Genomic DNA, 25,562 nt, shown 5'->3' on the forward strand with positions numbered 1-25,562 from the left:
GCAGCCCGGGGTGTCGGCGCGAAGGGATCGAAGCGTTTCCGGTGAAAAGTGGAAAGCGTTACTCTTGTCTCTCATGTCCGAGAGTAACATTACTGAGGCTCTCGTCACGAGCCTGCGGGCGGAGATCGCCGGGCTGGCCGTGGGCGACCGGCTGCCCAGCGCCCGCGACCTGGTGCGCCGCCACGGAGTGAGCCCCGTGACGGTGACGCGGGCCTTCGCCCTGCTGGCCGCCGAGGGGGCGGTAGTGACCCGGCCGGGCAGCGGCACCTTCGTGGGGGCGGGGGGCGCCCGGGCGCCCGGCGGCCGGGGGGACACCTCCTGGCAGACGGTCGTGCTCGCGGACCGCAGCATGCCCGCGCTGACGGCGGGCGAGCTGCTCGGCCCGCCGCCCGGCGCCATCACGATGGCCGGCGGCTACCTGCACAGCTCCCTGCAGCCCGTCAAGGCACTGGCCGCCGCCCTGGCCCGCGCGGCGCGCCGCCCGGACGCGTGGGATCGCGCGCCGGTGGCCGGCCTGGCGCCGTTGCGTACGATCTTCGCCCGGCAGGCCGGCGGCGACGTCGGCTCCGACGACGTGCTGATCACCAGCGGCGGGCAGAGCGCCCTTTCCATGGTGTTCCGTGCCATCGCCGCGCCCGGCAGCCCGATCCTGGTCGAATCGCCCACCTATCCGGGCGCGCTGGTGGCCGCCCGCGCGGCGGGGCTGCGACCCGTACCCGTGCCTCTGGACGGCGACGGCATCCGGCCCGACCTGCTGGCCGACGCCTTCGCCACGACCGGGGCCCGGCTGCTGTACTGCCAGCCGACCTTCCACAACCCGACCGGCGCCGTGCTCTCGCCCGAGCGCCGCCGGCAGGTGGTCGACGTGGCCCGCGCGGCCGGCGCCTTCCTGGTCGAGGACGACTTCGCGCGCCACCTCGGGCACGGCGCGCCGGTGCCCCGCGCGCTCGTCGCGGACGACCGCGACGGCACCGTGGTCCACGTGACCTCTTTGACCAAGCCCGCCTCGCCCAGCCTGCGCATCGGCGCGGTCATCGCCAGGGGGCCGGTGATGGAACGGCTGCGCGCGATGCGGCGGGTCGACGACTTCTTCATCGCGCGCCCCCTCCAGGAGGCGGCCGTCGAGCTGCTCAGCACCCCGGCCTGGGACCGGCACCTGCGTGCCCTGGCCCACGCGCTGCGCGAACGCTGCGCCGCGCTGGTCACCGCGCTCGCCCGCGAGGTCCCCGGCTGGGTGCCCGGGCAGATCCCCACCGGAGGGCTGCACCTGTGGGTGCGGATGAGCGCGGGCCACGACCACGCCGCCGTCGAGGCGGCGCGGGCGCGGGGCGTGGTCATCAGCGCGGGCGGCGACTACTTCGCCGCGGAGGCTCCGGGCGGCTACCTGCGGCTCGGCTTCGCGGCGGCCGCCGACGTCGCCGAGCTGGTCGAGGGTGCGCGGCGGCTCGGCGGGCCGCCGCGTTCCCTCACTGGGTGAGCGTCCATCCGTTGATGTAGCCCTTGTCGCCGGATGTGACGTCTTCGACGCGGAGTTTCCAGCTGCCGCTGGCTGGTGAGGTGCTGGCGTTGACGTGATAGGTCTCGTTCAGGACGTCGGCGTCGTCCTTGGGTGCCGGTGCCCGTAGCGGGTAGACCTTGCCGTCCGGGGCGACCAGGTCGAGCTTGAGGTCACCGCGCCAGGTGTGGTTGATCTCGACGTAGACGGTCACGTTGGAGGGGGCGTTGCCGGAGAGCCAGCCGACCACGATTTGGGAGTCCGCGCTGCCGGGGTCGGGGATGGGGACGTCGTCCCAGGCGCCGAAGCAGGGCAGCCTGATGGTCCAGCTGTCGATGTAGCCGGTGTCGAGCCATTCGACGTCCTGGGCGCGCAGCTTCCAGGTGCCCTTCACCGGGGAGGCGCTGGCGTTGACGTGATAGGTCTCGTGGATGATGTCGGCGCTGTCGTTGGGGGCGGGCGCCCGCAGCGGATAGACCTTCCCGTCCGGGGCGATCAGGTCGGCCTTGATCTCGCCGCGCCAGGTGTGGTGGATGTCGATGTAGACCTCGATGTTGGCGGGTGCGCTGCCGATGAGGTCGTTGACCACGATCTTCGATTCCACGTAGCCGTGGTCGGGGATGGCGTAGTCGGTCCCGTTGGTGTAGTTGGGCAGCGGCCAGGGGTCCGCGTCGGGGTCCGGGGTGGGGTTGGTGCCGCCGAGCACGGCGGTGTCGAGCTGGATGCGGGGGGTGGTGGCGCCGGTGTAGGTGATGACCTTGCCGGTGGTCTTCAGGGTGGTCACCAGCTGGGAGACGGCGGTGGTGGGCTGGGCCTGGCGCATCACGGCCAGGGCGCCGGTGACGTGGGGGGCGGCCATGGAGGTGCCGCTCATGGAGGCGTACTTGTTGCCGGGGATGGAGGAGACGATGTCGGTGCCCGGGGCGAACAGGTCCAGCAGGGTGCCGCGGTTGCTGAACGTGGACGGGGTGTCCGTGTCGGTGGTGCTGCCGACGGCGATGGCCGAGGAGACGCAGGCCGGCGCGCTGATGCCGTCGCCGTAGCCGTTGTTGCCGGAGGCGATGACGGTGGCCACGCCGGCCGCCAGGAGGGCGTCGATGGCGGGTTTGCGGGGGTCGGAGTCGCAGGCGGCGGTGTAGCGGCCGCTGCCGAGGCTCAGGTTCGCGGCCACGATGGGGGTGCCGCCCTCCTGCAGCTCCAGGACCTTCTCCAGGCCGGCGATCTGGGCGCTGGTGAAACTGAGCACGCAGGGGGCCGCGCCGGCGCCGCAGAAGTCCTCGGAGGTGAACTTGCTGAAGACCTGGATGGCGACGAGTTCGGCGGCGGGGGCGACGCCGGCGGGCGGGGCTCCGGTGACGTTCTGGCCGTTGCCGATGGCGATGCCGGCCACGTGGGTGCCGTGGTCGCAGTCGAGGGCGACGTCGGCGCAGGGGCCGGTGTCGGTGTCGGCCGCGCCGGGTCCTTCCTGCTCGGCGTTGCCGTCGGGGCACAGGCTGGTGGCCGAGTAGTCGGCGTCGACGGGGGAGAAGCAGGCCTCTTCGAGGACGCGGCTGCCCAGGAAGGGGTGGTTGACGGCGACGCCCGTGTCCAGGACGGCGACGACGCTGCCGGCGCCGGTCATGCCCGCGGCGCGGGTGCGGTCCCCGCCGATCAGGGGGATGCTCTGGGCCAGCACCGGGGGTACGGGCTTGTCCTCGGTGACGCTGACCACGTTGGCGAGCTTGGACAGCCGGTCCACGGCCGCCGCGTCCACGCGCAGGGTGACCATGGGGAAGCGGGAGGAGGTCTGCAGGACCTGGCCGTTGGCGGAGGCGTCGGGCAGGTCGGTCCGGGACTTGGTGACCACGTTCACCCGGAGTTTGCCGCCGGCGGCCAGCTTGGTGCGCAGCTTGGGCTCCACCGTCGGTGCGGCCGCGGTGACCTGCTGGGCGGTCTGCTGGGTGGTTTGCTTCTCCAGATTCGCCGAGGCCGCGTGGGCCGGCACGCTCACGAGCGTCGTGGCCGCGAATGCCACGATGACGCAGGATAAGACCGGAAATTTCATGACATATCGCGCCTTACGTGAAGAGTTCCATGGTGACGACGCCGACATGAGGGGGTGGCCGGACGGCGATCGATCCCGCCGTCCGGCCTCTGGGGTCGCAGCGAGTGGTTACGTCGCGTTCGCGCCGTTCTTGGGGTTGCCCTTGACGCGGACGGCGGCCCAGTAGACGAGGGCGATCCGCCGGCAGGCCCCGCGGACCAGGATGAAGTAGCCGCCGCACACCTTGTCGCGCAGCGTGATGTAGAACCTGTTGTCCACGTCGGCCTTGCGGCTGCGGTCGAGGTAGTACTTGTACTTCTTGTACGTGTTGCCGATCAGCCCGTACCCGTAGTCGTGCGAGTCACAGGCCGGCCGGTAGTCGAAGCCGCTGGGGCGGTCCGGAGCCTGCGTGCAGTGGTCGTGGTTGATGCCCATGACCTTGAAGCCGCTGGCGGTCCGCTTCCAGCTCGGGCTGTGCCAGCCGTAGTGCGCCGCGTAGGCCATGCAGCCGATCTTGGTCCACCACATCCAGTCCTTGGCCGTGGGGCAGTACTTCGGATAGGCCTGCGTGCCGTCGATGCCGCCCGGGATGAAGTCGCCCGGCGGCGGCTCCGGGGTCACGGGGCTGGGGATCCCTCCCGAGCCCTCGATCGGCGTGTCGGCGGTCGGCCGGTCGGCGTCGACGGAGGTCGCCTGGGGGACCGCGCTGCCCGCCGGGAAGCTCAGCTGCCACGCGCCGTTGCTGCGCGAGTCGATCGACGTCAGGCGGCCGATCTCGTCGTAGGCGTAGGTCGCCTGGGTGGTGCCGTCGCTGGGGTCGGACACCGTGCGCAGCAGCCCGGACAGGTCGTACGCGTAGCGGGCCGCGGTCTGCGGCGCCTCGGTGCCGAGGGTGACCGTGACCTCCTTGAGCCGGCCCGTGAAGTCGCCGAGCGAGGAGGTGCCGGCCGTGGTCGACGTGGCGTAGGTGAACGCGAGGGTGGTCTCGGGGGCTTCGGCCCCGGCCGGTTCCTTGATGGTGCTGATGCGGCCCTGGGTGTCGTAGCCGACCGTCGACTTGCCGTACGCGGTGGTGCCGACGCTGGTCACCCGCCAGGTGTCGGTGCTCTGCAGGCCCGCCGGCTGCGCCCAGGTGTAGTTGAACTTGAGGTCGGCCGCGCTGACGGGGTTGCCGTTGGCGTCGGTGAAGGTGTCGTCACCGGCGTCCTGGGTGGTCGGATCCACCGTGATCGCCTCGGCCATCGTGGTACGCATCGCGCCGGCGGTCGCGTCCCACTTGGTCGTCTCGGTGAGCTTGGCGCCGGTGGCGTCCTCGTAGGTGTTGATGCCGCCGCCGCCCGGCAGCGAGACGCTGCTCTTCAGGTCGTAGCGGGTCGAACCCCCTTCTTCCAGGTCCGTGACGACGACGGCGCCGTTCTGGACCTCCAGCTTCCGGTTGATCGCCCCGCCGAGGAACTCCCCTTGCCAGCCGGGCCCGAAGACGGCCAGCTCGGGGCGGGTGGCGGGGGCCGACTGCGGCCGGGCCAGGTCACCGTTGGCCGCGGCCACGCCGTGCCGGCGGCCGATCGCGGCGAAGGACACGTCCGATTCGGCGATCTTGAAGGTCCCGGAGTCGGCGAAGTACTGACCGGGGCCGACCTCCTGAACCTCGGCCGGGGGCGGCTCGGCGACGGTGGAGGTGGAGGCGGAGGCCTCGGGAGAGAGGAAGGGGATCAGCACCGCCGAAAGGGCGACGGCGGTCGTTAATCGGCGCAATTGGGCCTCCCGAGTGCGCGGGTGAGTGATTTGATCACCTGGACAGTAGATGATCGGAATTCACTCCACAAGGGTCTGGACAGCCATTCGGATCGGTGCTCAAATCGCATTCGGAGTCGCACCCTTCGCGCCCTTCGGTAAGCGGTGACGCGTTAGACGAATCCGCATTTCCAGACACCGCCAGCGCTCACGTAATCCCAGGCCAGAGCGGCTTTCCTGGTGAATTTATGGCGGCCTTATCGGGTCTCTGATGAAGATGGACCGATGTCCTGCTGAATTCGTATGGCGGTAATGTAGTGATTTTATGGCGGTCCCGCCGACCATTATCCGCGGGGGATTGACACGCCATTGCCCCCGGGGGTCAAGGCCCGCTTCGGCGCCGGGGTCGGCGGGCGTTCGACAAGGGTGCGAATCGGCGATCGCGAACCAGGGCCGGCCCGGGCCGCGCGTGACGCGCAGCGGGATCAGGGGCGTCGCGATGACGACGGTCACCACGACGCCTGGCGCGATCTCGGTGTGGTTGGCGGGCGGCGACCCTGCCGGTGAAACTCGACGCCGCGGTGGACGGCGTTGCCGAGGCGGGCCGCGATGATCGGGCCGTACCGGTGGACGACGCACAGCGCCGTGCCCGCGACGAAGTAGTGCGAGAACCGCGACTGCACCGCCAGATCGGCGACAGCGCGCACGGAGGGGCTGCGCAGCGCGTCGATCTCGCGCCCCGACCGAGGTGCGGCCTGCGCTACCCCGGCCGGTATGGCCTGTGCTCCGTGCCCGGCGTCGCCGCAGGTCCAGGCGCTATGAGGCGGCCTCGTGGTAGAAGGCGCGGGCGGCGAAGCCGATCCACTCGGGACGTTCCCAGGTGGTCCAGCGGGCGCGGGCGGCCTGGTCGATCGCCGCCGCGGTCTCCTCCTCGGAGGCGCCGGAGGAACGCAGGCGGGCGGCCTCGGCGCGGACGTAGGCGAGGTAGTCGCGGACGTCGTGGAGCAGGGAGGCGTCGGTCACCTCGCCGTGGCCGGGGACGACGACCTCGGGGGAGAGGGCGATGAGCCGGTCGAGGACGTCGATCCAGCGGGCGCCGTCGACGTCGACGTCATGGGGCGGGAGGTACGGGGTGATCGGGAAGATGCGGGTCTCGAACAGGTCGCCGCCGAAGAGGATGCGGTCGTCGACGAGGATGATCTGGTCGGAGGCGGTGTGCGCCGGGCCGGCGGTGCGCAGGACCGCGGTCCGGCCGCCGAGGTCGAGCTCCGCCTCGCCGTCGTAGACGAGGTCGGGTTCGACGAGGGTGACGTCCTGGAGCTCGGCCGCGACGGCGGGGCTCAGCCCCTTGAACATGTCGAGGTAGGCCGCGCCCTTGCGGCGCAGGTCGGCGCGCTGGGCGGCGTTGTAGACGATGGTCGCGGCCCCCTGGAAGGCCTGCGCGCCGAAGCCGTGCTCGGGGTGGAAGTGGGTGATGGTCAGGTACAGGCGCCGGTCGCCGGCCAGGAGGCGGGCCTGTTCCAGGACGTGGGCGCCGTTGCGGGGTCCCATGCCGGTGTCGATCACCAGCGCGGCCCGCTCGCCCACGACGATGCCCACGTTGGGGACGAGCTCGACGCGGCCGTCCGGGATGACGTACACGCCGTCGGCCACCTCGACCGGCTCGCCCCGCACGATCGGCGGCGGGCTCTGCCGGACATCCGGCACGACGCTCTGTCCGGCGGACGGCGAAGACGCGGTGGGGCACATGACCCACTCCAATCTGAACAGTGTTGAGATGGCTTTTCGCGCAGCGTAACACGGATCTGATCGGTGTTAAGATCGACTCATGGCGAAGGGGCGTTACCACCACGGCGACCTGCGCGCGGCACTCCTGGACGCCGCCGAGGAGCTCGTGCGCGAGCGCGGGGCCGACGGCTGGTCGCTACGCGAGGCCTCCGCCCGGGTCGGCGTCAGCCCCAGCGCCGCCTACCACCACTTCGCCTCGCGCGACACGCTCGTCCGCGCGCTGTCCGAACGGATCCTCTCCCACCTCGGCGACCGCCTGGCGGACGCCTGCGAACAGGCCGGCGAGCTGAGCGGTGCAGGTGCCGGCCCGCGGGCGCCCGTCGGCGAGACCGCCGATCCTCTGCGGCGCCTGATCGCCCTCGGTCGCGGCTACCTGCACTGGGCGGTCCAGGATCCGGCCGTGGCCCGCCTCGTCTTCGGGGCCGGCGCCACCGGCCCGGACTCGCGCGTCTCGCGCCACCCGCACGACGTCCTGACGGCCGAGCTCGACCGCCTCGCCGACCTCGGCGCCCTCCCGGCGGCGTCGCGCCCGGGGGCCGAGTTCGTCGTCTGGGCGCCGATCCACGGCCTCGCGGTCCTGCTCATCGACGGCCTGATCCGCGTCGACGACGCCCGGGCCTTCGACCTCCAGGCCGAACGCGTCATCCGCGCCACCCTCAACGGCCTGTGCCGGGAGCCCGCCCCCTCCGAGGGCTGGCCCGCCGTCCACACCACGCACACCGACCGCCGCCGGTCACACCTTGGCCAGGAAGGCGAACAGGTTGGCCCGGGTGCGGGCGACCTTCTCCGGCAGGCTGAGTGACTCGTCGATGGCCCCGTCGCCGGCGGCCTTCTTCTTGCCGCGTACGTACAGGGAGCAGTCGAGGTCGGTGCACAGATACTGCCCGACCGAGTTGCCCTGACGGCCGGCCTCGCCGGTCCGGCGCGCGGTCATCAGCGCGACGCCGCCACTGGTGTGCATGGTCAGGCACAGCGAGCACATGCTGCGCGAGGTGAACCCGCGCGACGAGCCGGACGTCACCCGGAGCGCGATCCCGACGAAGGAGCTCTCGCGTTCGGCCACCAGGTAGGCGCGTTCGGGCGCGCCCGGATCTCGCCACCCGAGGAAGTCGAGGTCTTCCCAGGGGCTCTGCGTGAAGTCCCTGGGCATGCTGAGGCGCTGGGTCTCGCCCTTGGAGCAGTTGATGAACGATGCGCGGATATCCCGCTCGGTGACTGGTCTCATGAGCGGCGAGGCTAGCTCTCCTTAAGGCTATTATGCAAATACTTAAAGGGTGTAAGAAAGGTGGGCGCATGGCGCGGGCGGGAGTGACCCCGGAGCGGCTGACCAGCGCGGCGGCGGACCTGGCCGACGAGATCGGCTTCCAGAACGTGACCGTCTCGGCGCTCGCGCGCGGGTTCGGTGTCAAGCCCGCGGCCCTGTACGCGCACGTCAAGGACGCGCAGGACCTGCGGTTCAGGGTGCGGGAGCTGGCCATGGGGGAGCTCGCCGACAGGGTCGCCGCCGCGCTGGCCGGCCGGGCGGGCAAGGAGGCGCTGGTGGCCTTCGCCAACGCCTACCGGGACTACGCGAAGGAGCACCCGGGCAGGTACGCCGCGACGCAGCTCGAACTCGACCCGGTGACGGCGGCCACCAGCGCGGCGGGCCGGCACTCGGAGCTGGCGCGGGCGCTCCTGCGCGGCTACGACCTGTCGGACCCCGACCAGACGGACGCGATACGGCTGCTGGGCGGCACTTTCCATGGATACGTGTCCCTGGAGACGACGGGCCGGTTCGCCACCAACCCCCGCAGCGCGGACGTGTCGTGGTCCAGGGCCCTGGACGCGCTGGACGTCCTGCTCAGAAACTGGCCGGGAGCCTGAAGCTCTGTAGCGGCCCTGTGGCGGATATATAGCTTCTGCGCCGAGTGTCGTGCGAAGAGCAGTCGCTGTAAGGAGGCGAGAAAAGTGGCCGAAAGCGCCTTCCTCATCGCCTTGGTGGTGCTGGCCGGCACCGTCATCCTGCGGCGGAACGTGGGGCGGTATCTGTCCCGCCGACGGCGTCCGCCTCGCACCACGCCCGTGTTCGTGCCACCTTGCTGCGGTCCGGCCACCGCTCGCCGCCGCCTCCGGCGAGGCCGGTCGGCCAGGTGCGCGTACGAACGGGCGCGGCGCCATGCCTGACATCTAACAGTACTTATATAAGTGCTGTTACGATTTGCTCATGGCCGATCCCCATGAGCTCGACCCCAGCCGGCAGAGCCTCTGGCGCCCGCTGCGGCTGCTCCAGGCGTCGATGGACGCCGACATCGCCCGGACCTACGCCGAGGAGCGGATCGAGGGGCTCAAGCCGAGCTACGTGATGGAGCTGCTCCGGCTGCACGCCCGCGGACCGATGACCATCACCGAACTGGCCGAGTCGGTCAACCGGACGCATTCCGCGCTCAGCCAGAAGGTGGCCGCGATGCGCGAGGCCGGCTGGGTCGAGACCGTCGCGGGCGACGACGCGCGCAGCAAGAAGGTGACGCTCACCGACCGCGCCCGCGGCGTCATCGGCCGCCTGGCGGCGGAGTGGCGGGCCACCGAAGCCGCCCTCGCCGACCTCGAGGCCGAGCTCCCCTATCCGCTCTCCCAGGTGGTCACCGACATCGAGCAGGCTCTCGAACGCAGGAGCTTCCACGACCGGATCGCCGAGAAGCTGGCACAGGACCCCGAGTGGGGCTGAGGAGCACGCTGCTCGACGTGACCCCGCTCCGGTCGTCGCCGCGGTTCCGGCGGTTATGGATCGGCCAGGCCCTGTCCGGTTTCGGCAGCCAGATGACGATCGTCGCGGTGATGTTCCAGGTCTGGGAGATGACCGGCAGCACCGCGTGGACCGGCGCCGTCGGCCTGGCGCAGGCGATCCCGCTCGTGGTGCTCGGGCTGTTCGCCGGATCGCTCGTCGACCGGGTGGATCGCCGGAGGCTCTGCCTGATCACGACCATCGGGCATGCCGCGTGCTCGCTCCTTCTCACGCTCCAGGGCTTCTTCGGGCCCCTCCCGCCCGCCGGGATCCTGGGGCTGGTGGTCGCGCATTCCTGCTTCGGCGCTGTCGGAGGCCCGGCCTCGCGTACGTTCATCGCGCACCTCCTGCCCAAGCACCAGCTGGCCGCCGGGCTGGCGCTGAGACGTATCTCCTTCCAGGGCGCCATGCTGACGGGCCCCGCGCTGGGCGGGCTGATCGTGGGCGCGCTGGGCGTCGGCGGCTGCTACCTGATCGACACGCTCACCTTCGTCGCCGCCTTCTACGGCGTGATCGGTCTGCCGCGGATGAGTCCCGAGGGTGCGCCCGCCCGCCCCGGACTGCGCGGCGTGCTGGACGGCCTGGCCTTCCTGTCCCGCACTCCCGTCGTTCGCGGAGCCCTGCTCACCGACCTCGCCACCACGGTGCTGTCCATGCCGATCAGCCTGTTCCCCTTGATCAACGCGGAGCGGTTCGGCGGCGACCCGCGCACGCTCGGGCTGTTCCTCACGGCCATAGCCGTCGGTGGCGTCGTGGCCTCCGTCTTCTCCGGGACCTTCACCCGGCTGCCCCGGCCCGGCGTGGTCATGCTCGCCGGATCGGCCACGTGGGGCGGGGCGCTCGCGCTGTTCGGCGTGTCGACCGACCCGTGGGCCGGGCTGGCCTTCCTCGTCCTGGCCGGCGCCGCCGACACCGTCTCCGTGGTGTCCCGGAGCACGATCGTCCAGCTGCACACCCCGAACGAGCTGCTCGGCCGGGTCAGCGCCGCCGAACAGATCGTCGGGCAGGCCGGCCCCGACCTCGGCAACATGCGCGGAGGCCTTGTCGCGGACGCCACCTCGGGGGCGGCGGCCCTGATCAGCGGCGGCCTGCTCTGCCTCGCCGCCGTCGCCGCGGTGGGCGCGTCCACCCCGGACCTGCGCCGCTCCTCCACCGCCCCCACCCCCGCCTCGACCGGCACCTAGCCAGGATGCTGCGGGAGCGGCCGGGTCATCCGGCGTTCGTGAGCTGTAAGGGCGCAGGCATCCGAGGATCATGGTGCCGACGGCGGGCCGGGCGCTGTGGCCTGATCTCGCGCGGGTTTACCTGACTGGCTCACTGCGTCTGACATTTCCCGCTATGGTGCCGAAGATCCCCTACAGTCGTCACAGGAGCCCCATGTCGCGCGTCGAGCCTCTGCGGGAGGGCGATCCCACGGCCGTGGGGCCCTACCGGCTGTTCGGGCGGCTGGGTGCGGGCGGCCAAGGGGTGGTCTACCTGAGCCAGGGGCCCGACGGTCGCCCGGTCGCGATCAAAGTGCTGCGCGAAGGGCTCGCCGACGAGCGGTTCGCCAAGGAGATCGACGCGGCGCGCCGGGTGGAGCCGTTCTGCATCGCCCAGGTGCTCGACGCCTCGCTGGGCCCGCGGCCGTACATCGTGACCGAGTACGTCGAAGGGCCCTCGCTCCAGCAGGCAGGTCGTCACGTCGGTGCCGACCTGCAGCGGCTCGCGGTGGCGACCGCGACCGCCCTGGCTGCCATCCACCAGGCGGGCATCGTCCACCGCGACTTCAAGCCCGCCAACGTGCTGCTCGGGCAGGGCGGGCCGCGGGTGATCGACTTCGGGATCGCCCGGTCCGTCGAAGCGGGGGCGACGGCCACCAGCAGCATCGTGGGGACGCCCGCGTACATGGCGCCCGAGCAGCTCGCCGGTGAGCGGATCGGGCCGGCCGTGGACGTGTTCGCGTGGGCGTCGGTGATGGTGTTCGCCGCCACCGGGACGCCTCCGTTCGGCGAGGACTCGCTGCCCGCGGTGATCAACCGCATCCTGCACAACGAGCCGCAGGTCGGCGACCTGCCGCAACCGCTGCGCACGATCCTCCTGGCGTGCCTGGCCAAGGATCCGGCCCACCGGCCGAGCATGCAGGACGTGTTGCTGTGGCTCCTGGGCGGGCAGGCCCCCGGGCCTCCGGCCGGGGCCGGCGGCGGCAGCGGCGTGTCCACGGTCCCGGGACGGCGGCGGCGCGGGAAGGGGACGGCGGTCATCGCGGTCGTCTCCGGGGTGGGGGCGCTGGCGGTCGCGGGCGCCGTCGCCTGGGCGGCCACGAACGTCCGGTTCCAGCCACAGCGGCCGAGTACGCAGGCACTGGCGTTGACCTCCGCCGGGACGCCGGCCCGGACCTCGACCCCGGCTCCCGCTTCGACTTCGACTCCGACTTCGACTTCGACCAAAGCGCGCCAGCGTCCGAAAAGGAGCAGGAGCCCGTCGGAGCCGGTGACCCCGACCGTGAAGAAGACCGTGAAGCCGACGCAGCCCGCTCCCAAGCCGACGACCGCGTCGGCGAAGCCCTCGTCGGGCGGTGGCTCCTTCCGGGTGGTGTGGATCCGGGCCATGGGCGCCAGGAAGGCCAACACCCAGGACTGCCAGATCGGCCAGACCAACACCTTCGGCCTGGTCGAGGGGACCAAGCTGGCCACCAGGTTCCACTACGAATGGATCCTGGACGGACGCGTGGTCGAGCGCTCCGAGTCCGTCATCGCCGAATCCCACACCATGCAGGTCGTCGGCCCGCTCGTGACGTCGAACGGCCCTCACAAGATCACCCTCCGCGTCACCTCGCCCGCGACGGCGTCCAGGGCGCTCTCGTTCACCATCTGCCCGGTCGGGACGGAGTGATGAACCCGCTCCTGCCGGAGGATCCCCCGGCCGTGGGCCCCTACCGGCTGCTCGGGCGGCTGGGCGTGGGCGGCCAGGGCGTGGTCTACCTCGGGCAGGGGCCCGACGGGCGGCGGGTCGCGGTGAAGGTGCTGGTGGACGGACTGGCCGACGACCACCGCTTCGCCAAGGAGATCGACGCGGCGCGCCGGGTGGAGCCGTTCTGCATCGCCCAGGTGCTCGACGCCTCGCTGGGCGGGCGGCCGTACATCGTGACCGAGTACGTCGAGGGGCCCTCGCTCCATCAGGCCGGTCGCCACTTCGGCGCCGACCTGCAGCGGCTCGCGGTGGCGACCGCGACCGCGCTGGCGGCGATCCACCGGGCCGGGGTGGTGCATCGCGACTTCAAGCCCGCGAACGTGCTGCTCGGCCGGGACGGGCCGCGGGTCATCGACTTCGGGATCGCCCGCGCGGCCGGCCATTCGCTGACCGTGACGAGCAGCATCGTCGGCACGCCCGCGTACATGGCGCCCGAGCAGCTCGCGGGCGCCCCGCTCGGTCCCGCGGTGGACGTGTTCGCGTGGGCGTCGGTGATGGTGTTCGCCGCCACCGGGACGCCTCCGTTCGGCAACGACTCGCTGCCCGCGGTGATCCGGCGCATCCTGCACGACCAGCCGTACCTGGGCGACCTGCCGGGTCCGCTGCGCCCGATCGTGCTGGCCTGCCTGGCCAAGGACCCCGCGGCCCGGCCCGCCATGCAGGACGTCCTGCTCCGGCTCATCGGCGCCCCGCCCACCGGCCCGACGGGCGAGGTCGCGAGCCACCGGGACGGCACCGTGGCCCGCCGCCCGCGCGGAAAGGCGCTGCTGGCGGGCGCCGGGGCACTGGCGGTGGCCGGGGCCCTGGTGGCCGGGGCGATCATGTGGATGCCCGCACCGGCGACGACGGCCGCCCCCAGCGTGGCGACGACACCCGCGCCCCCACCCTCGGCCGCGGGCCAGGGAGCCACCGGCACACCCGGCGCGTCGGCCGAGAAACCTGCCAGGACCCCCGCCAAGACGCCCAGCGCGCCGGTCAGGAAGGCGCGTCCCACCAGGACGGCCGGCTCCACCCCCACCGTCTCCCGCGCCCGGCCGACCCCCACGCCCACGAAGGCCACGCCCACGAAGGCCACGAAGACCACGGCCGCGCCGGCGGGGACCGTACGCCTGGTGTCGCTGACGCTGGACGGCCTGCGGACCGAGAAGGGCTGCTGGTCGCCCAGCCTCTTCCCGGTCGCCTCGCTCAGGGGCCCGTCAGGCAGGCAGATGGAGTACGGCTACCGCTGGGTGGTGGACGGCCAGGACGAGGGCTGGAAGACGGACTGGGTGACCGGCACGACCAAGAACCGGCGCAACCCCTTCGGAGCCTTCGAACCGGGCCGGCACACGATCGTCTTCCACCTGCTGACACCGTCGAAGGCCACCAGGAGTGTGGCGTTCACGGTGTGCGAGCGCTACTCCTAGAGTTCGGCCGCCACCGGTGGCGCGTCCTCGAAGTCCTTGTCCAGGGCGTCGGTCCACGAAGGCTTCGTCTCCTCGTACCCCTTGGCGTGCAGCCGGTAGAGCGTGGCGTACAGGCCGTCCAGGGCCATGAGCTCCGCATGGCTGCCCAGCTCGCGGATCGTGCCGCCGTCCAGGACCACGATGAGGTCGGCGGTGCGCACGGTGGCGAACCTGTGGGAGACGAAGACCGTGATCGTGCCGTTCTCCGTCTGGTTCGCGGCGATCTGGAAGCGCCGGAAGATCTCGTACTCGCTCGCCGGGTCGAGGCTGGCGGCCGGCTCGTCGAGGACGCGGAGGATCGGCGCGTCCCGCATCATCGAACGGGTCAGCGCGACCTTCTGCCACTGCCCGCCCGACAGGTCGGTGCCGCCCGGGAACGTGGGGCCGAGCTGGGTCCGCAGGCCATGGGGGAGCAGGCCGGGCAGTCCGGACCCGCCCGCGCGGTCGAGGGCGTCCCTGACGGCGGGCTCGTCGTCGATGCGGGGCAGGTCGCCGATGCCGGCCGACTCCTGCAGCAGGAACTCCAGGCGGCAGAAGTCCTGGAAGCAGGCCGTCACCCGGTCGCGCCAGGCCTGGACGTCGTAGCCGGCCAGGTCGCTCCCGCCGTACGTGATCCGGCCCGCGGTGGGGTCGTACAGCCGGCACAGCAGCTTGACCAGCGTCGTCTTCCCGGCGCCGTTCTCGCCGACGACTGCCACGGTGCGGCCGGCGGGAAGCCGCAGCGACACGTCCCGCAAGACCGGCCGGGCGGCGTCCGGGTAGCTGAAGGAGACGTTCTCCAGGACGAGGTCGGAGCCGGCGGAGGGCGCGGGGGCGCCCGCCTCCCGCGGCCGGATGCGGGCCCTGGCGTGGTCGTCCAGCCACAGGTAGTAGCCCATGGCGCGCAGCGTCTTCTGCATCCAGGCGAGCATCTGGATCAACCCGGAGACGCTGCCGGTCAGCTGACCGCCCAGCGCGATGGTGAGGACGACGTCACCGGGGCTCGCCTGACCCCCCACCGCCGCCGTGACGACGAGGTAGAGCGCGCCGGCGAAGCCCGCGCCGAAGATCAGCCAGCCGACGGAGGTCCACACGGCCGTACGGGCCTCCGCCTGCCGCCGGGGCCTGTCGACCTGCTCCCACAGGGCGCGGTGGCGGCCGGCGATCTCCTCCTGCAGGCCGAAGACCCGCAGTTCCTTGGCCGCGCTCGGGGAGCAGGCGGTCGTGAACAGCCCCTGCCGCAGCCGCGCCGGGGCCACGGTCGTCTCCTCCGCTCTGGCGGTGGCCTGCTCGCCGCGCCGTACGGCGAGCACCGTGGGCAGGGCCAGGAGCAGCAGGAGGAGGAACTCCGGGCGGACGCTCATCAGCAGCGCGACGGTGGAGCCGAAGGCGACGATCGCCCGCAGGTTCTCCACCAGGGCCCCGAAGGCCGAGCCGAGCGAGGTGCGGTGGCTGCGGAGCAGTTCGAGCTGGTCCTGGTAGGGAGGGTACTCGTGGTGGTCCAGGTGCGGCAGGCCGCTGGTCATCGCCATGATGCGCTGGTCGAGCAGAAGCCCGACCCGCTGCTGGAGCCGGATGCGCAGGTCCGCGGCGACCGTGCCCGCGAGCTGGCCGGCGACGAGCGCGCCCGCCAGGATGAGGGCGGCGGTCAGCATGCCGGGCAGGTCCGCCTCGACCGCGGAGTTCACCATGCGCTGCAGGCCGACCGCCGTCACGGCGGCGACCGCGCCGACCACGGGCGCGAGCCCGAGGACGAGGGCGGCCCTGGGGGCGTCGGCCTTGAAGGCGGCCCCGATCAGCAGGGCCATGGCCCGGACGGCGACGCGCGGGGAGGTTCGGTCAGACATGGCGGGCCTCCCTGAACGGCGCGCTCTGCAGGGTGAACAGGTGGGCGTACCGCCCGTCGAGCGCCATCAGCTCCTCGTGCGAGCCGTACTCGATGACCTCGCCGCCGTCGATCACGCAGATCCGGTCCGCCAGCCGTACCGTGGCGAACCGGTGGGACACCAGGATCGTGGTGAGCCCGCGGGTGATCTCGAGGAAGTGCTGGTAGATCTCGGCCTCGGCGCGCACGTCGAGGTTGGCGGTCGGCTCGTCGAGGACGAGCACGCGGGCGCCGTGCTCGACCGCGAACAGCGCGCGGGCCAGCGCGACGCGCTGCCACTGGCCGCCGGACAGGTCGGTGCCGCCCTCGAACCTGCGGCTGAGCGGGGTGTCCCACCCCGCCGGGAGCCTGGGCAGGAAGTCGTTGAGGCCGGAGAGCTTGGCGGCACGGTCGAACGCGCCGTTGGAGCGGTCGGCGTCGAGCCGTCCGAATCCGACGTTGTCCCGCAAGGACAGCTCGTAGCGGACGAAGTCCTGGAAGACGATCGCCAGCTGGCGGCGCCAGGCGAGCGGGTCGAGGGTACGCAGGTCCACGCCGTCGACCGTGATCCGGCCGGAGACGGGGTCGTAGAGCCGGGCCAGCAACTTGATCAGCGTGCTCTTGCCCGCGCCGTTCATCCCGACGATCGCCAGTGACGAACCTGCCGGGATGCTCAGGTCGAGGCCCTTCAGTACCGGACGGTCGGGGTAGCCGAACCGTACGTCCTCGAACCGGATCCCCTGCGCGGGCCACCGCTCGTCCGGCGCGACGGTGTCCGGCCGGCTGAGCTCGGCCTCCACCCCGAGCCGGCCGACCGCCAGGGCGTGCGGCACGGTGGCGCTCGCCTGGGCCAGGATCCACTGGATGTCCCCGATCCAGCCCAGCGCGGCCATGGCCGCGATGGCCTGCAGGGCGACGGTGATCGACTCCACGTCGAGCCGCCCGCCCGCCACGGCGAAGGCCAGGTACGCGAACACGGCGGCATGGGAGAGCGCCAGCACGACCGGGCCCACCGTCCTGCTGGGCAGCCGGCCCGACCCGGCCAGCGCGTCCATGCCGACGAGCCAGGCCCGGGTGAAGCGGTCGTGCAGCCAGTCCTGGAAGCCGAAGACCCTGACCTCCTTGGCCGCGGCGTCGCCGATCGCGAGATCCCGGGCGTAGGCGGCCTGCCGGAGCGCGGGCATCGACTCTTCCTCGGCGTCCACGGCCTTCCTGACCTCGCGCAGCCGCCATCGGGACAGCGTGATCCACGCGGCGGCCAGCGGCAGCGGCAGCCACCATTCGACGGTGGCGAGCAGGATCGCCGCGGCGAGCCCGCCCAACCGGCTGGTCGCGAGCCTCGTGAGAGACGTCACGGCGTCGCCGGGCGGATAGCCCGTCGCCAGTCCCTGCGCGAGCTGGATGCGGTCGGCGATCGCGGGATCGCTGAGATGGCCGATGCCGACCGGCCGGAGCGCTCCTTCGAGGGTCGTCTGGCCGAGAGTCGCGTTGAGCCGCCGCGCCAGCTCGCCGGAGATCATCCCCAGGACGGGCGTGAGGGCCAGCCGCGCCACGAAGACGGCGATGAAGACGGCCAGATCCAGCGCGAGGCCCGCGTCACCGGCCGCACGGCTTGCCACGTCTCCGACGACGGCGGCGCCGGCCAGCATGAATCCGCTGCTCAGCAGGGCCTGCAGGAGCACGACGGCGGTCAGGGCAGCGGTCAGCGGGAGCGACACGCGCGGCAGGAGGCGGAGCACCTCCAGCACGCCGCTCGCGCCGCGACCGCGGGTCACCTCAGTCCCAGTGCGGCCAGCCATCGCCGGTCACCTCCGCTCCTCGTCAGCAGCGCGGACAGCATCCCGGGTGCGCCCATCAGTAACGACCAGCCGGTCTCCGCGAGCGCGGCGGGCTCGTCGAGGCGGCCCATGAGGTGGTCCGTCAGGTGATCCGCGAGTTTCGCCGCCTCCGGCAGCCCGGCGCATCGGGCGAAGGAGTCGAACACGAGCATCAGTCCGGCGGCCCCGTGGCAGATGCCCAGGTCGTCCAGATAAAGGTCATCGTCGTACGCCGCCAGGAACGATCGCGCCGACTCGAGGGCGAAGGCGGCCAGGTCGTCGTCGCCGAGCACGCGTGCGGCTTCCCACAGTGTCCAGGCGTTGCCGGGACAGCCGTAGCACCACGCCTGCCGCCGCCCGTCTCCCTTGGGCGCGCGATGGCCGTCCAGCCGGGTGGTCCCGAACGGCCAGGTGATCACACCTCTGTCGTCTACGTAGGATTCGGCCACCAGCCGGCCCGCGAGCCGGCGCAGCAGGTCGTTCAGCTCCTCGCTCAGCCCGTCGGCGTCGGCGGCGGCGCGTAGAGCGGTCACGATGCCGGGCAGCCCGTGGGCCAGGCCCAGATTGATGCGGTCGACGTTCCAGCCGCGCAGCTTCTCGCCCTGGTACTGGCCCACCCGCAACCTGGACAGTGCCTCGTCCTCGCAGAGCAGCGCCAGCCGGGCGATCAGCGGTGCCCGGCCCGCGGCGTCGATGCCGGGATCGATGGCGAACGCCACGAGGACGCCTGCCGGGCCCACGATGAGGTCGTAGTCCTCCCAGCCGACCTTCGTGGTCCGCCAGCGCGGGGCGGCCACGTACTCGATGAGCCTGGCCCGCTGTTTCGCCAGCGGCTCGTTCAGCCGCGGCCACGCCGTGGCGGCGATCCGCAGGCCGAACATCCTGGACGACGCGCCGCCGCCGAAAAGGCCCGGGTGGTAGTGAGGGCTGCGGAAGTCGCGCAGCCACGTGACCACGGCGCGGGAGGCGGCTGACTCGTCCGGCGGACGAGTCTCACCGGCGGCCAGCGCGGCGAGGATGGCCGGTCCGGAGTCCGGCCTGTTCTGCGCCGGCTCGGCCGGCACGGCGTATTCCCGGAGGAGTGTCTCGGCGACCGCCTGCACGGCGGCTCGTTCGAGCACGTGGGTCGATGTCACGACGATGCCCTTTCAGCGGATGCCGGCTCACATGTGGATCGCCAAGGACGCCGCCTGTTCGCGGCGCCCCTGGCGATCGCGGTTCAGCAGGTCCCGGTGCACATTCCGCTGCACGGGTCGGTGAACGCGGGGTCCGAAATGCTGTGGACCTCGAGCTCGTCGACCAGTTCCTCGACGTCGTCCTGGGGCTCGGGGATGTCCTGGGGCTCGGGGGTGGTGTTCTCGGACATGGCTGGCCACCTTTCTGTCTTGCCTTGACGGGGTGTTTCGGGCATCCGGCCGGTCACGTCGTTCCGGCCGAAATCTGGGCCGCGGCGGCCGCCAGCGCTGTGGGCGGCACCGCGTGGGGCAATCGAACGGCGACCTCGGCGGCCACGCGCTCGGTACCGTGGTCCGACACGCTCAGCTCGTCGGCCGCGGGCAACATCTCCGTGACGGTGAGCTCGTCCCCGGCCGCGAGCTCCTTGAGGGCCTGCTCGAACACCCGGACCGCCCGCAGGCTTTCCAGGTCGCAGGCCAGCGGCCGGTATCCGGACGGGCCGGCGACGAACACCCACCGGGGCAGCCCGAGCCGGTCCCGCAGCCTGCTGAGCGCCCGGAGCCCGGCCAGGTCCCCGCCTCCGGAGAGGTCCAGCCGATCGGCGGGGATCCGCCACTGCGCGGCGGAGACCACCAGCGATCCGGCCACGGTGATCCGGGGGACGAAGGAGCGTCCGGGGAACGCGGTGAGCGAGCAGCGCAACCGGCGGTACCGGGGGGCATGCTGCTGGGAGTCGGCGCACAGGATCCGGGTCAGCACGCTCCACGGCGTCAGGGGGCTGCGCGTCGCATGGGTGCAGATCCGTACGGGCTTGCCGGCGTGGGAGATCACGACCCGATCCGCTTCACGATGCGCGGTGAGCTCTCCCAGCGGCAGGTACCGCGCCGCCCCGGTACGCCACGTCGTGCCGTAATGGCCGGGGTCGGGGTCGCCGGTCCAGAGGGAGGTGTACCTCGGCCTGCGGATCGCGTTGGCGGCCTGCGGTACCAGCGGCGGAATCAGCAGCTCCACTGACGGTACGCCACTGATTCGGTCGAGCTCGGCGAGAAACGCCCGGTAGGCGTCGGCGGCCGGCACCGTCCCGTGCAGCCGCCGCAGCGTCTCGACGAAGCGCGCGTCGAGGACCGCGGCCGGGCCGGCGTTGTCCAGCACCCATCCGCCGCCGGGGAGCGGGCGGACCACGCAGTCGACCGGCCAGGTGATCGGGGCGTCCGGCGCCCCGACGGCGTCGAGCATCGCCGGGGTGATGTCGATGACGGGTGCCGTGTCCGGCGACGCGGCCATCAGGTCCAGGAGCCGCGCGTAGCCGGAGCCGGGGCGGTGCGCCGGTGGCCAGGCGTTCTGCGGGAGAGCCCGGTGGTTCAGCTCTCCCTCCTCGGTCCGGGCCGCCAGTTCCTCGGCGAACACGTCCATGACGGGGCGCGGTCGCGGGCCGATCCGTTCCCGGAGCCTGCTCTCCGGCCTGGGCTCGTCCTCGCCGATCAGCAGGCCGAGCCTGCGGTACTGCTCGAAGGCCCGCTGCAGGGCCGCCAGGTCGGCGGTGAAGGCGCCGTCGGCGCGCCGGTACACGTCGACGAACCCGGCACCGGCGTCGGAGGCGGTCGAGCCGGAGGTCTTCTCCCATCGGCCGCGTCGCTGTCTCAGCGGCGCCGAGACCTCGAGCACGCCGAGCCGGACGAGCTTGCCGACGAGACCCGGGGGCGAGCCGGGCTCCAGCGCGGACACCGGGCGGACGCCGGATCGCAGGGCCTCGACGATGCGGTCGAGCGCGGGGCTCCGCCGCAGCCGGTAGGCGAGCAGGTCGGGCGTGGCGGAGGCCTGATCGACCGTCCAGACCGCGAGGCGGTCGCCCTCCACCCGGTGCAGGGGCGTCATCGACAGCCGGTGATCCCGGCGCAGCCGGTCCGCGGCCGATCGTGCCAGCTCCAGCCTCCTGGCGTGCACGTTCTCCGTCCAGTCGACGGCGACCTGGCCGTTCACCGAGAGGCCGGGCGACTGTTCCGCCACGGGCACCAGTGACACCTGGCCCAGCCAGGTCCGCGGCGTGGTCTTGACCGCGCCGCGGGCGATCATCCGCCAGAGGTAGTCGCTGCGCCTGCGCAGCTTCTTGGAGGTCCACGGCTCGCCTTGGGCCAGCCGCCGCTCGATGTCCGCGAGCACGTCGGGGGTCAGGCAGGCCCGGCCGCCGGGCACGGAGCCGAGCAGGTGCCACGGTGCCGCCAGCAGGCGGTCGTGCTCCTTCTCGACCTGGGCCCCGGCCTGCTCCTCCAGCCGCAGGAGCTCGGCGGACAGCGAGGCCACGCGGTCCAGGTGGGCGGTCAGGCCCGGGGCCGTCACGATCTCGCGCAGGCGGCGGGCCTGGTCGCCGGTGAGGGCCTGGCCCTGGTGCAGGCGGCGCCGTACGGCGAGGACCGCCCGCCGGGCCGCGGCCGGCAGCTCCGGCCTCGGCACCACCTCGTCCCCGAGCCGTCCGGCGAGGTCGGACGCCTCCCGGAGGTAGTCGTCATGGACGTGGTTCAGCGCGCGTACGCACGCGAACAGGTCAGGGGAGGAGGCCGCCAGCCAGAGCCGGATGGGCAGCCCCGCGACGCGGAGCACGGCCGATTCGCTCATCGTGGTCACCGCGCGTCACCCTCTTCACGGGCCAGCAGTGCCTCGGCGATCAGGGCCTGCCGCACCGACGGCAGCTTCGCCCGGTTCCAGTGGAAGATGACCAGGTACGACGCCACCGCGCGCGGTCCCATGGCGGCCGATCCGCTCTCGAAGTAGTCGCGGAACCAGCGCTCGCCCTCCTGCCGGACGACCTGCCGGTGGTCTTCGGCGAGGTCCGCCGCCTCGGGGGACAGCTTGGCGGCCAGCGCGTCGGGCGACGGCCAGACCTTTCGCAGCGCGGCGGCCAGCCGCGCGAACCGCGGATCCGCGACGGCGGTCGCGGCGAGGGGACGGTGCCGTCGTACGCGCTCCCAGACCCCGAGATCCTCCCAGCCCACGATCTGCAGCGCGCCGAACAGCGACCGGAGCAGCAGCAGCGACATCGCCCACGAGGGCCCGGGGTCGTGACCGGCCAGGCGGAGCCGGTGGTAGTCGAGCCAGGCCAGCGAGTCGGCGGTGAAGACCCGATGGACGCTGCGCATCGACTCCGGCCCGCCGAACAGGTACGTCTCCGGCTCGTACACGCCGGGACGCCAGTCGCCGAGCACGCCGTCCCGCCGCCAGGCGGTCAGCCGGTCGCTCACCAGCGGGTCGAGCTCGGGCGACGCCGGCCGGAACCGGATGCGCAGGCCGGGGGGCTTGTGCATGAAGAAGAAGTCGCGGGCCAGCCCGTCGCGGACGGCCTGCCGGGCGGTCCCGGCCAGCTCCGCGTAGAGGTCGCCGGACCGCTCCCGAATCGGCGTGAGACCGAACTGGAGCCAGCGCTCCGCCGTGTCCTCCAGGACCGTCCCCGGCAGTATCTCGGATTCCGCCGCCCGCTTCATTCGCCCACCTCCTCGGTGCCGTCTCTACGATCGTCAGGGAGGGGCTTCAGAGTCGGTTCATAGTCGGCTCATACGAGCGCGCCGATCGTTCGCAGGGCTCTGACGTCGCGTTTCACCTCGGCGTCCGCCCTTGTGAGGCCGGCCACCCGTTCGACGAGCCCGCGGTCCCGGCAGCCGACCGCCAGCCGCAGCGACACGAGCAGGGGCGTGATCCGGGCGCCCGCGCCGCGCACCCCGTCGAGGCGGGCGCCGGCGCGGGCCACGTGTTCGGCCGCCGCGTCCGGGCGGCCCTCGCGGAGCGCGGCGGCCGCGGCGGCCTGCTCGATCAGGACCTCGACGTCCCAGCTGCCGGCGCTCTGCGCACTGGGCGGGCTTGTGTCGGGCGGGCCCTCCCCGTTCTGTACGACAGGCGTGCCTGCGCCGCGAGGGCCGTACCCGCCGAACGTCGCGTGCCAGAGCCTGGCCGACTGCGCGCCCGCGCTGAACCCGATCGCGTCGAACCGCCGGATGGCGCGCTCCAGGGCCTGCCCGGCGCCGTCGTGGTCGCCGTGCCGTTCCGCGAGGGTCGCGCGGAACATGTCCAACCCGGCCAGGCCGGGCTGGTGCCCGATCCCGGCCAGGATGGACCGGCCCTCGTCGAGCAGGTTCGTGGCGGCGGCCGAGTCGCACGTCATGTCCGCGAGCAGGGCCGCCGGGCAGCCGACGGCCGCGCGTACCGTGTGGGCGTCCTTGAGCTCGGCGTGCAACTGCGCGCAGATCGCCGTGGCCGCCGGGGCGGGGGTGTCGCCGTAGGCGAGGCAGAGCGCCAGGTTCCCGTGGATCTCGGTGGCGCCGAAGCACCAGCGCGCCCGCCGCGCGTGGCCGAACGCCTCGTGCAGCACGGCTTCGGCCGTCACGTAGTCGCCGTCCTCCATGTGCCCGATGCCTTCGAGCAGCAGCACCCTGGCGTACGCGGCCGGGTCGTCGGCCCGGTACGCCAGCTCGCGCGCCTGGCCGATCAGGGACCGGTGCCATCGCCCGGTCATCGTGGAGCGGGCCACCGCCTCGTTGAGGGTGAGCTGCACCGCGGCCGCCAGATTGTCGTCGGTGTCCCAGCGTTTCCTGGCCTCCGCGATCCGGGCCAGGGTCTCGTCCGCCCGCCCGGCGGCGGCCGTGGCGTACGTCTCGACGGCCGCGATCTCCAGTTCGAGGCCGGGCAGGCCGGAGTCGAGCCGGGAGACCTGGCTCGCGGTCTGCAGCGCCATCGACAGGTCGCCGCGCGAGACCGCGAACTGGGCGGCGGAGCACAGAGCACGCGCCGCGCGGGCCGCGGCGTGCCGCTCCTCCGGCCCGCCCGGGCGCAGTTCGAGCCAGGCCGCGTGCGCGCGCCCGGCGTGCAGGGCGCACAGCTCGATCTCCGACGGATGGCGGTCGACGCGGGCCTCGGCCAGGTCCGCGACCTGGGCGTGCACGTGGGCGCGGTCGGCGAGCGGCAGCCTGCCGTACGCGACCTCGGCGACGACCGGCGACTCGACCTCCAGCTCGCCGGCCGGGCTCGCCCGGGTGACCAGCAGCCCGTCGCCGAGCAGCTGGGCGAGCGTCTCGTCGAAGGTCTGGTCGAGCGGCGGGTCCAGGGCCGCGGCGACCTTCTCCAGATCCCCGGCGACGCAGCCGCCGCCGAGCGCGCCGGCGATGGCGAGCAGCCGCTGGGCGTCCACGCCCAGCTGGTCGAGGCGGGCGCCCACCGCCGCCTCCGCGCTCGGCGCGATGAGATCGGTCCGGCCCTCGGCGTCCACCTGCAGGTGGACGAGCTGTTCGAGGTAGAGCGGGTTGCCGGCGCTGCGGCGGGCGAGGTCGTCGCTCAGCGGGACCGGCCCGAGCCGGGCGGCGACGGTCTCCGCCAGCTCCTGGGCGTCCGCCGGGCCGAGGGGCGGGACGCGCAGCGTGGTCACCGGCCCCCGGGTCAGCGGCGGCTCGTCCACCCGGCCGCTGAGCATCAGCACGGCCCGGACGTCCAGGTCCGGATCGTCCAGGCCCTCCGCGAACTCCCGCACCGCCGGGGACATCCACTGGCAGTCGTCGAGGGCGAGGACGACCGGACGCCGCTCCGCCGCCTCCCGCAGCAGCTCCCGCAGCGTCCAGAAGATCTCCTCCTTGCCCTGGGGCCCCTGCCCCCTCGGCACGTCTCCCCCCAGGGCCTCGGCCAGCTGGTAGAGGGGCCAGTAGCCCAGCCGCCGGCCGTCGCGCCGGCAGCGCAGGGCCAGGAACCGCGCGTCCGGCGCCATCCGCCGCGCCGCCTCGGCCACCAGCCGGGACTTCCCGACGCCCGGCTCGCCGGACAGCACCACGGCGGGGACGCCCGGCCGGCGCAGACCGTCCCGCAGCGCGGCGACGAGCTCGTCCAGCTCGGAACGGCGGTCCACCATCGGGGTGCGCGGCTCGTCGGCTTGTCCTCCAGGGGTGTCGGCGATCTGCCAGGCCCGCAGCGGCCGGCTGAAGCCCTTGGCCGCGATCGGCTCGATGGACCTGGTGGGTACGGCTCCCCGTACGAGCAGCCAGGTCCGCACGTCCATGACGATGCCGTCGGCCGGCGCGGCGGCCTGGAGCCGGGCGGCGCGGTTCATGACCTCGCCGATCGCGAACGAGGAGTCCCGCTCGGAGAGGGCGACCTGTCCCGAGGCGATCCCGAAGCGGACCGAGAAGTCCACCCCTCGCGTACGGCGCAGGTCGGCGGCCTGGCGCGCGATCCTCTCCAGGGAGACCCGGGCACACTCCACCGCGCGGACCGCGTCGTCCTCGTGGGTGGCCTCCACCCCGAAGACCGCGACCACGGCGTCGCCGATGAACTTCTCCACCCGGCCACCCTGCTCGGTCGCCGCCCGGCTCACGTCGGCGAAGTACGTGGCCAGCGTGCCCTGCCAGACCTCGGGGCTGAGGCCGCGCGCGAGCTCCGTCGAGCCGGCCACGTCGCCGAAGAGCACGGTCACGAACCGCAGGGTGGTGCGGGGGGCGGACGCGGGGGACAGGGCGCCGCCGCATGACATGCAGAAGCGGGCGGCGGCGGGGTTTTCAC

The 25,562-nt window shown here is 72.8% G+C and carries 19 protein-coding genes; 7 read left to right on the forward strand and 12 right to left on the reverse strand.

Features of this window, described 5'->3' with window-relative positions; translation table 11 throughout:
* The first annotated feature begins 73 nt into the window (after positions 1-73).
* Positions 74-1,477 carry an aminotransferase-like domain-containing protein gene (locus tag ACWEPL_RS14185; protein WP_452436367.1) on the forward strand — a complete coding sequence of 468 codons (1,404 nt, stop codon included), beginning with the start codon at positions 74-76 and terminating at the stop codon, positions 1,475-1,477.
* Here ACWEPL_RS14185 and ACWEPL_RS14190 read toward each other — a convergent pair.
* The 4 genes from ACWEPL_RS14190 to ACWEPL_RS14205 all read right to left on the reverse strand — a co-directional run bounded on the left by ACWEPL_RS14190 (position 1,467) and on the right by ACWEPL_RS14205 (position 7,001).
* Positions 1,467-3,509, reverse strand: coding sequence for a S8 family serine peptidase (locus ACWEPL_RS14190; RefSeq protein WP_452436368.1), 2,043 nt, complete (start codon positions 3,507-3,509; stop codon positions 1,467-1,469). The genes ACWEPL_RS14185 and ACWEPL_RS14190 overlap by 11 nt on opposite strands.
* A 138-nt stretch (positions 3,510-3,647) precedes the next feature.
* The gene (locus tag ACWEPL_RS14195) at positions 3,648-5,273 is read right to left on the reverse strand and encodes a phospholipase A2 (RefSeq protein WP_363982737.1); all 1,626 of its coding nucleotides are present in this window, start codon (positions 5,271-5,273) and stop codon (positions 3,648-3,650) included.
* Between the two features lie 488 nt (positions 5,274-5,761).
* The gene (locus ACWEPL_RS14200) at positions 5,762-5,959 is read right to left on the reverse strand and encodes a hypothetical protein (RefSeq protein ID WP_452436369.1); all 198 of its coding nucleotides are present in this window, start codon (positions 5,957-5,959) and stop codon (positions 5,762-5,764) included.
* A gap of 109 nt (positions 5,960-6,068) precedes the next feature.
* The gene (locus tag ACWEPL_RS14205) at positions 6,069-7,001 is read right to left on the reverse strand and encodes an MBL fold metallo-hydrolase (RefSeq protein ID WP_452436370.1); all 933 of its coding nucleotides are present in this window, start codon (positions 6,999-7,001) and stop codon (positions 6,069-6,071) included.
* Positions 7,002-7,080: 79 nt separating this feature from the next.
* Between ACWEPL_RS14205 and ACWEPL_RS14210 the strand changes: the two genes are divergently transcribed.
* Complete coding sequence (locus ACWEPL_RS14210) at positions 7,081-7,842, forward strand: TetR/AcrR family transcriptional regulator (protein WP_452436371.1); 762 nt, start codon at positions 7,081-7,083, stop codon at positions 7,840-7,842.
* Here the strand turns inward: ACWEPL_RS14210 and ACWEPL_RS14215 are convergent.
* A complete protein-coding gene (locus tag ACWEPL_RS14215) occupies positions 7,774-8,265 on the reverse strand; it encodes an FBP domain-containing protein (RefSeq protein WP_452436372.1) in 492 nt (163 codons plus the stop codon). The genes ACWEPL_RS14210 and ACWEPL_RS14215 overlap by 69 nt on opposite strands.
* 68 nt (positions 8,266-8,333) lie before the next feature.
* On the opposite strand from ACWEPL_RS14215, the gene ACWEPL_RS14220 reads away from it, so the two are divergent.
* The 5 genes from ACWEPL_RS14220 to ACWEPL_RS14240 all read left to right on the forward strand — a co-directional run bounded on the left by ACWEPL_RS14220 (position 8,334) and on the right by ACWEPL_RS14240 (position 14,159).
* Positions 8,334-8,903 carry a TetR/AcrR family transcriptional regulator gene (locus ACWEPL_RS14220; RefSeq protein WP_363982725.1) on the forward strand — a complete coding sequence of 190 codons (570 nt, stop codon included), beginning with the start codon at positions 8,334-8,336 and terminating at the stop codon, positions 8,901-8,903.
* A 340-nt stretch (positions 8,904-9,243) separates the two neighbouring features.
* Positions 9,244-9,744: a MarR family winged helix-turn-helix transcriptional regulator gene (locus tag ACWEPL_RS14225; protein ID WP_452436373.1), complete on the forward strand. Its 501-nt coding sequence runs from the start codon at positions 9,244-9,246 to the stop codon at positions 9,742-9,744.
* Positions 9,735-10,985: an MFS transporter gene (locus ACWEPL_RS14230; protein WP_452436374.1), complete on the forward strand. Its 1,251-nt coding sequence runs from the start codon at positions 9,735-9,737 to the stop codon at positions 10,983-10,985. The genes ACWEPL_RS14225 and ACWEPL_RS14230 overlap by 10 nt, the downstream gene beginning before the upstream one ends.
* A gap of 193 nt (positions 10,986-11,178) precedes the next feature.
* Positions 11,179-12,675, forward strand: a complete 1,497-nt coding sequence (locus tag ACWEPL_RS14235; protein WP_452436375.1) for a serine/threonine-protein kinase — start codon at positions 11,179-11,181, stop codon at positions 12,673-12,675.
* Positions 12,675-14,159, forward strand: a complete 1,485-nt coding sequence (locus ACWEPL_RS14240; protein WP_452436376.1) for a protein kinase domain-containing protein — start codon at positions 12,675-12,677, stop codon at positions 14,157-14,159. Before ACWEPL_RS14235 ends, ACWEPL_RS14240 begins: the two co-directional genes overlap by 1 nt.
* On the opposite strand, the gene ACWEPL_RS14245 is transcribed toward ACWEPL_RS14240, so the two are convergent.
* The 7 genes from ACWEPL_RS14245 to ACWEPL_RS14275 all read right to left on the reverse strand — a co-directional run bounded on the left by ACWEPL_RS14245 (position 14,156) and on the right by ACWEPL_RS14275 (position 25,476).
* Positions 14,156-16,024 carry an ABC transporter ATP-binding protein gene (locus ACWEPL_RS14245; protein ID WP_452436377.1) on the reverse strand — a complete coding sequence of 623 codons (1,869 nt, stop codon included), beginning with the start codon at positions 16,022-16,024 and terminating at the stop codon, positions 14,156-14,158. The genes ACWEPL_RS14240 and ACWEPL_RS14245 overlap by 4 nt on opposite strands.
* Positions 16,017-17,840, reverse strand: coding sequence for an ABC transporter ATP-binding protein (locus ACWEPL_RS14250; RefSeq protein ID WP_452436378.1), 1,824 nt, complete (start codon positions 17,838-17,840; stop codon positions 16,017-16,019). Before ACWEPL_RS14250 ends, ACWEPL_RS14245 begins: the two co-directional genes overlap by 8 nt.
* Complete coding sequence (locus ACWEPL_RS14255) at positions 17,813-18,994, reverse strand: lanthionine synthetase LanC family protein (RefSeq protein WP_363982704.1); 1,182 nt, start codon at positions 18,992-18,994, stop codon at positions 17,813-17,815. Before ACWEPL_RS14255 ends, ACWEPL_RS14250 begins: the two co-directional genes overlap by 28 nt.
* 83 nt (positions 18,995-19,077) lie before the next feature.
* Complete coding sequence (locus tag ACWEPL_RS14260; protein WP_363982701.1) at positions 19,078-19,224, reverse strand: hypothetical protein; 147 nt, start codon at positions 19,222-19,224, stop codon at positions 19,078-19,080.
* 53 nt (positions 19,225-19,277) lie between these two features.
* Positions 19,278-21,647 carry a lantibiotic dehydratase gene (locus ACWEPL_RS14265; RefSeq protein WP_452436379.1) on the reverse strand — a complete coding sequence of 790 codons (2,370 nt, stop codon included), beginning with the start codon at positions 21,645-21,647 and terminating at the stop codon, positions 19,278-19,280.
* A 5-nt stretch (positions 21,648-21,652) separates the two neighbouring features.
* Positions 21,653-22,510, reverse strand: coding sequence for a thiopeptide-type bacteriocin biosynthesis protein (locus tag ACWEPL_RS14270; protein WP_452436380.1), 858 nt, complete (start codon positions 22,508-22,510; stop codon positions 21,653-21,655).
* Between the two features lie 68 nt (positions 22,511-22,578).
* On the reverse strand, positions 22,579-25,476 hold the full coding sequence (locus tag ACWEPL_RS14275) for an AAA family ATPase (protein WP_452436381.1): 2,898 nt from the start codon (positions 25,474-25,476) through the stop codon (positions 22,579-22,581).
* Positions 25,477-25,562 lie beyond the last annotated feature (86 nt).

It is taken from the genome of Nonomuraea sp. NPDC004186, assembly GCF_053603495.1.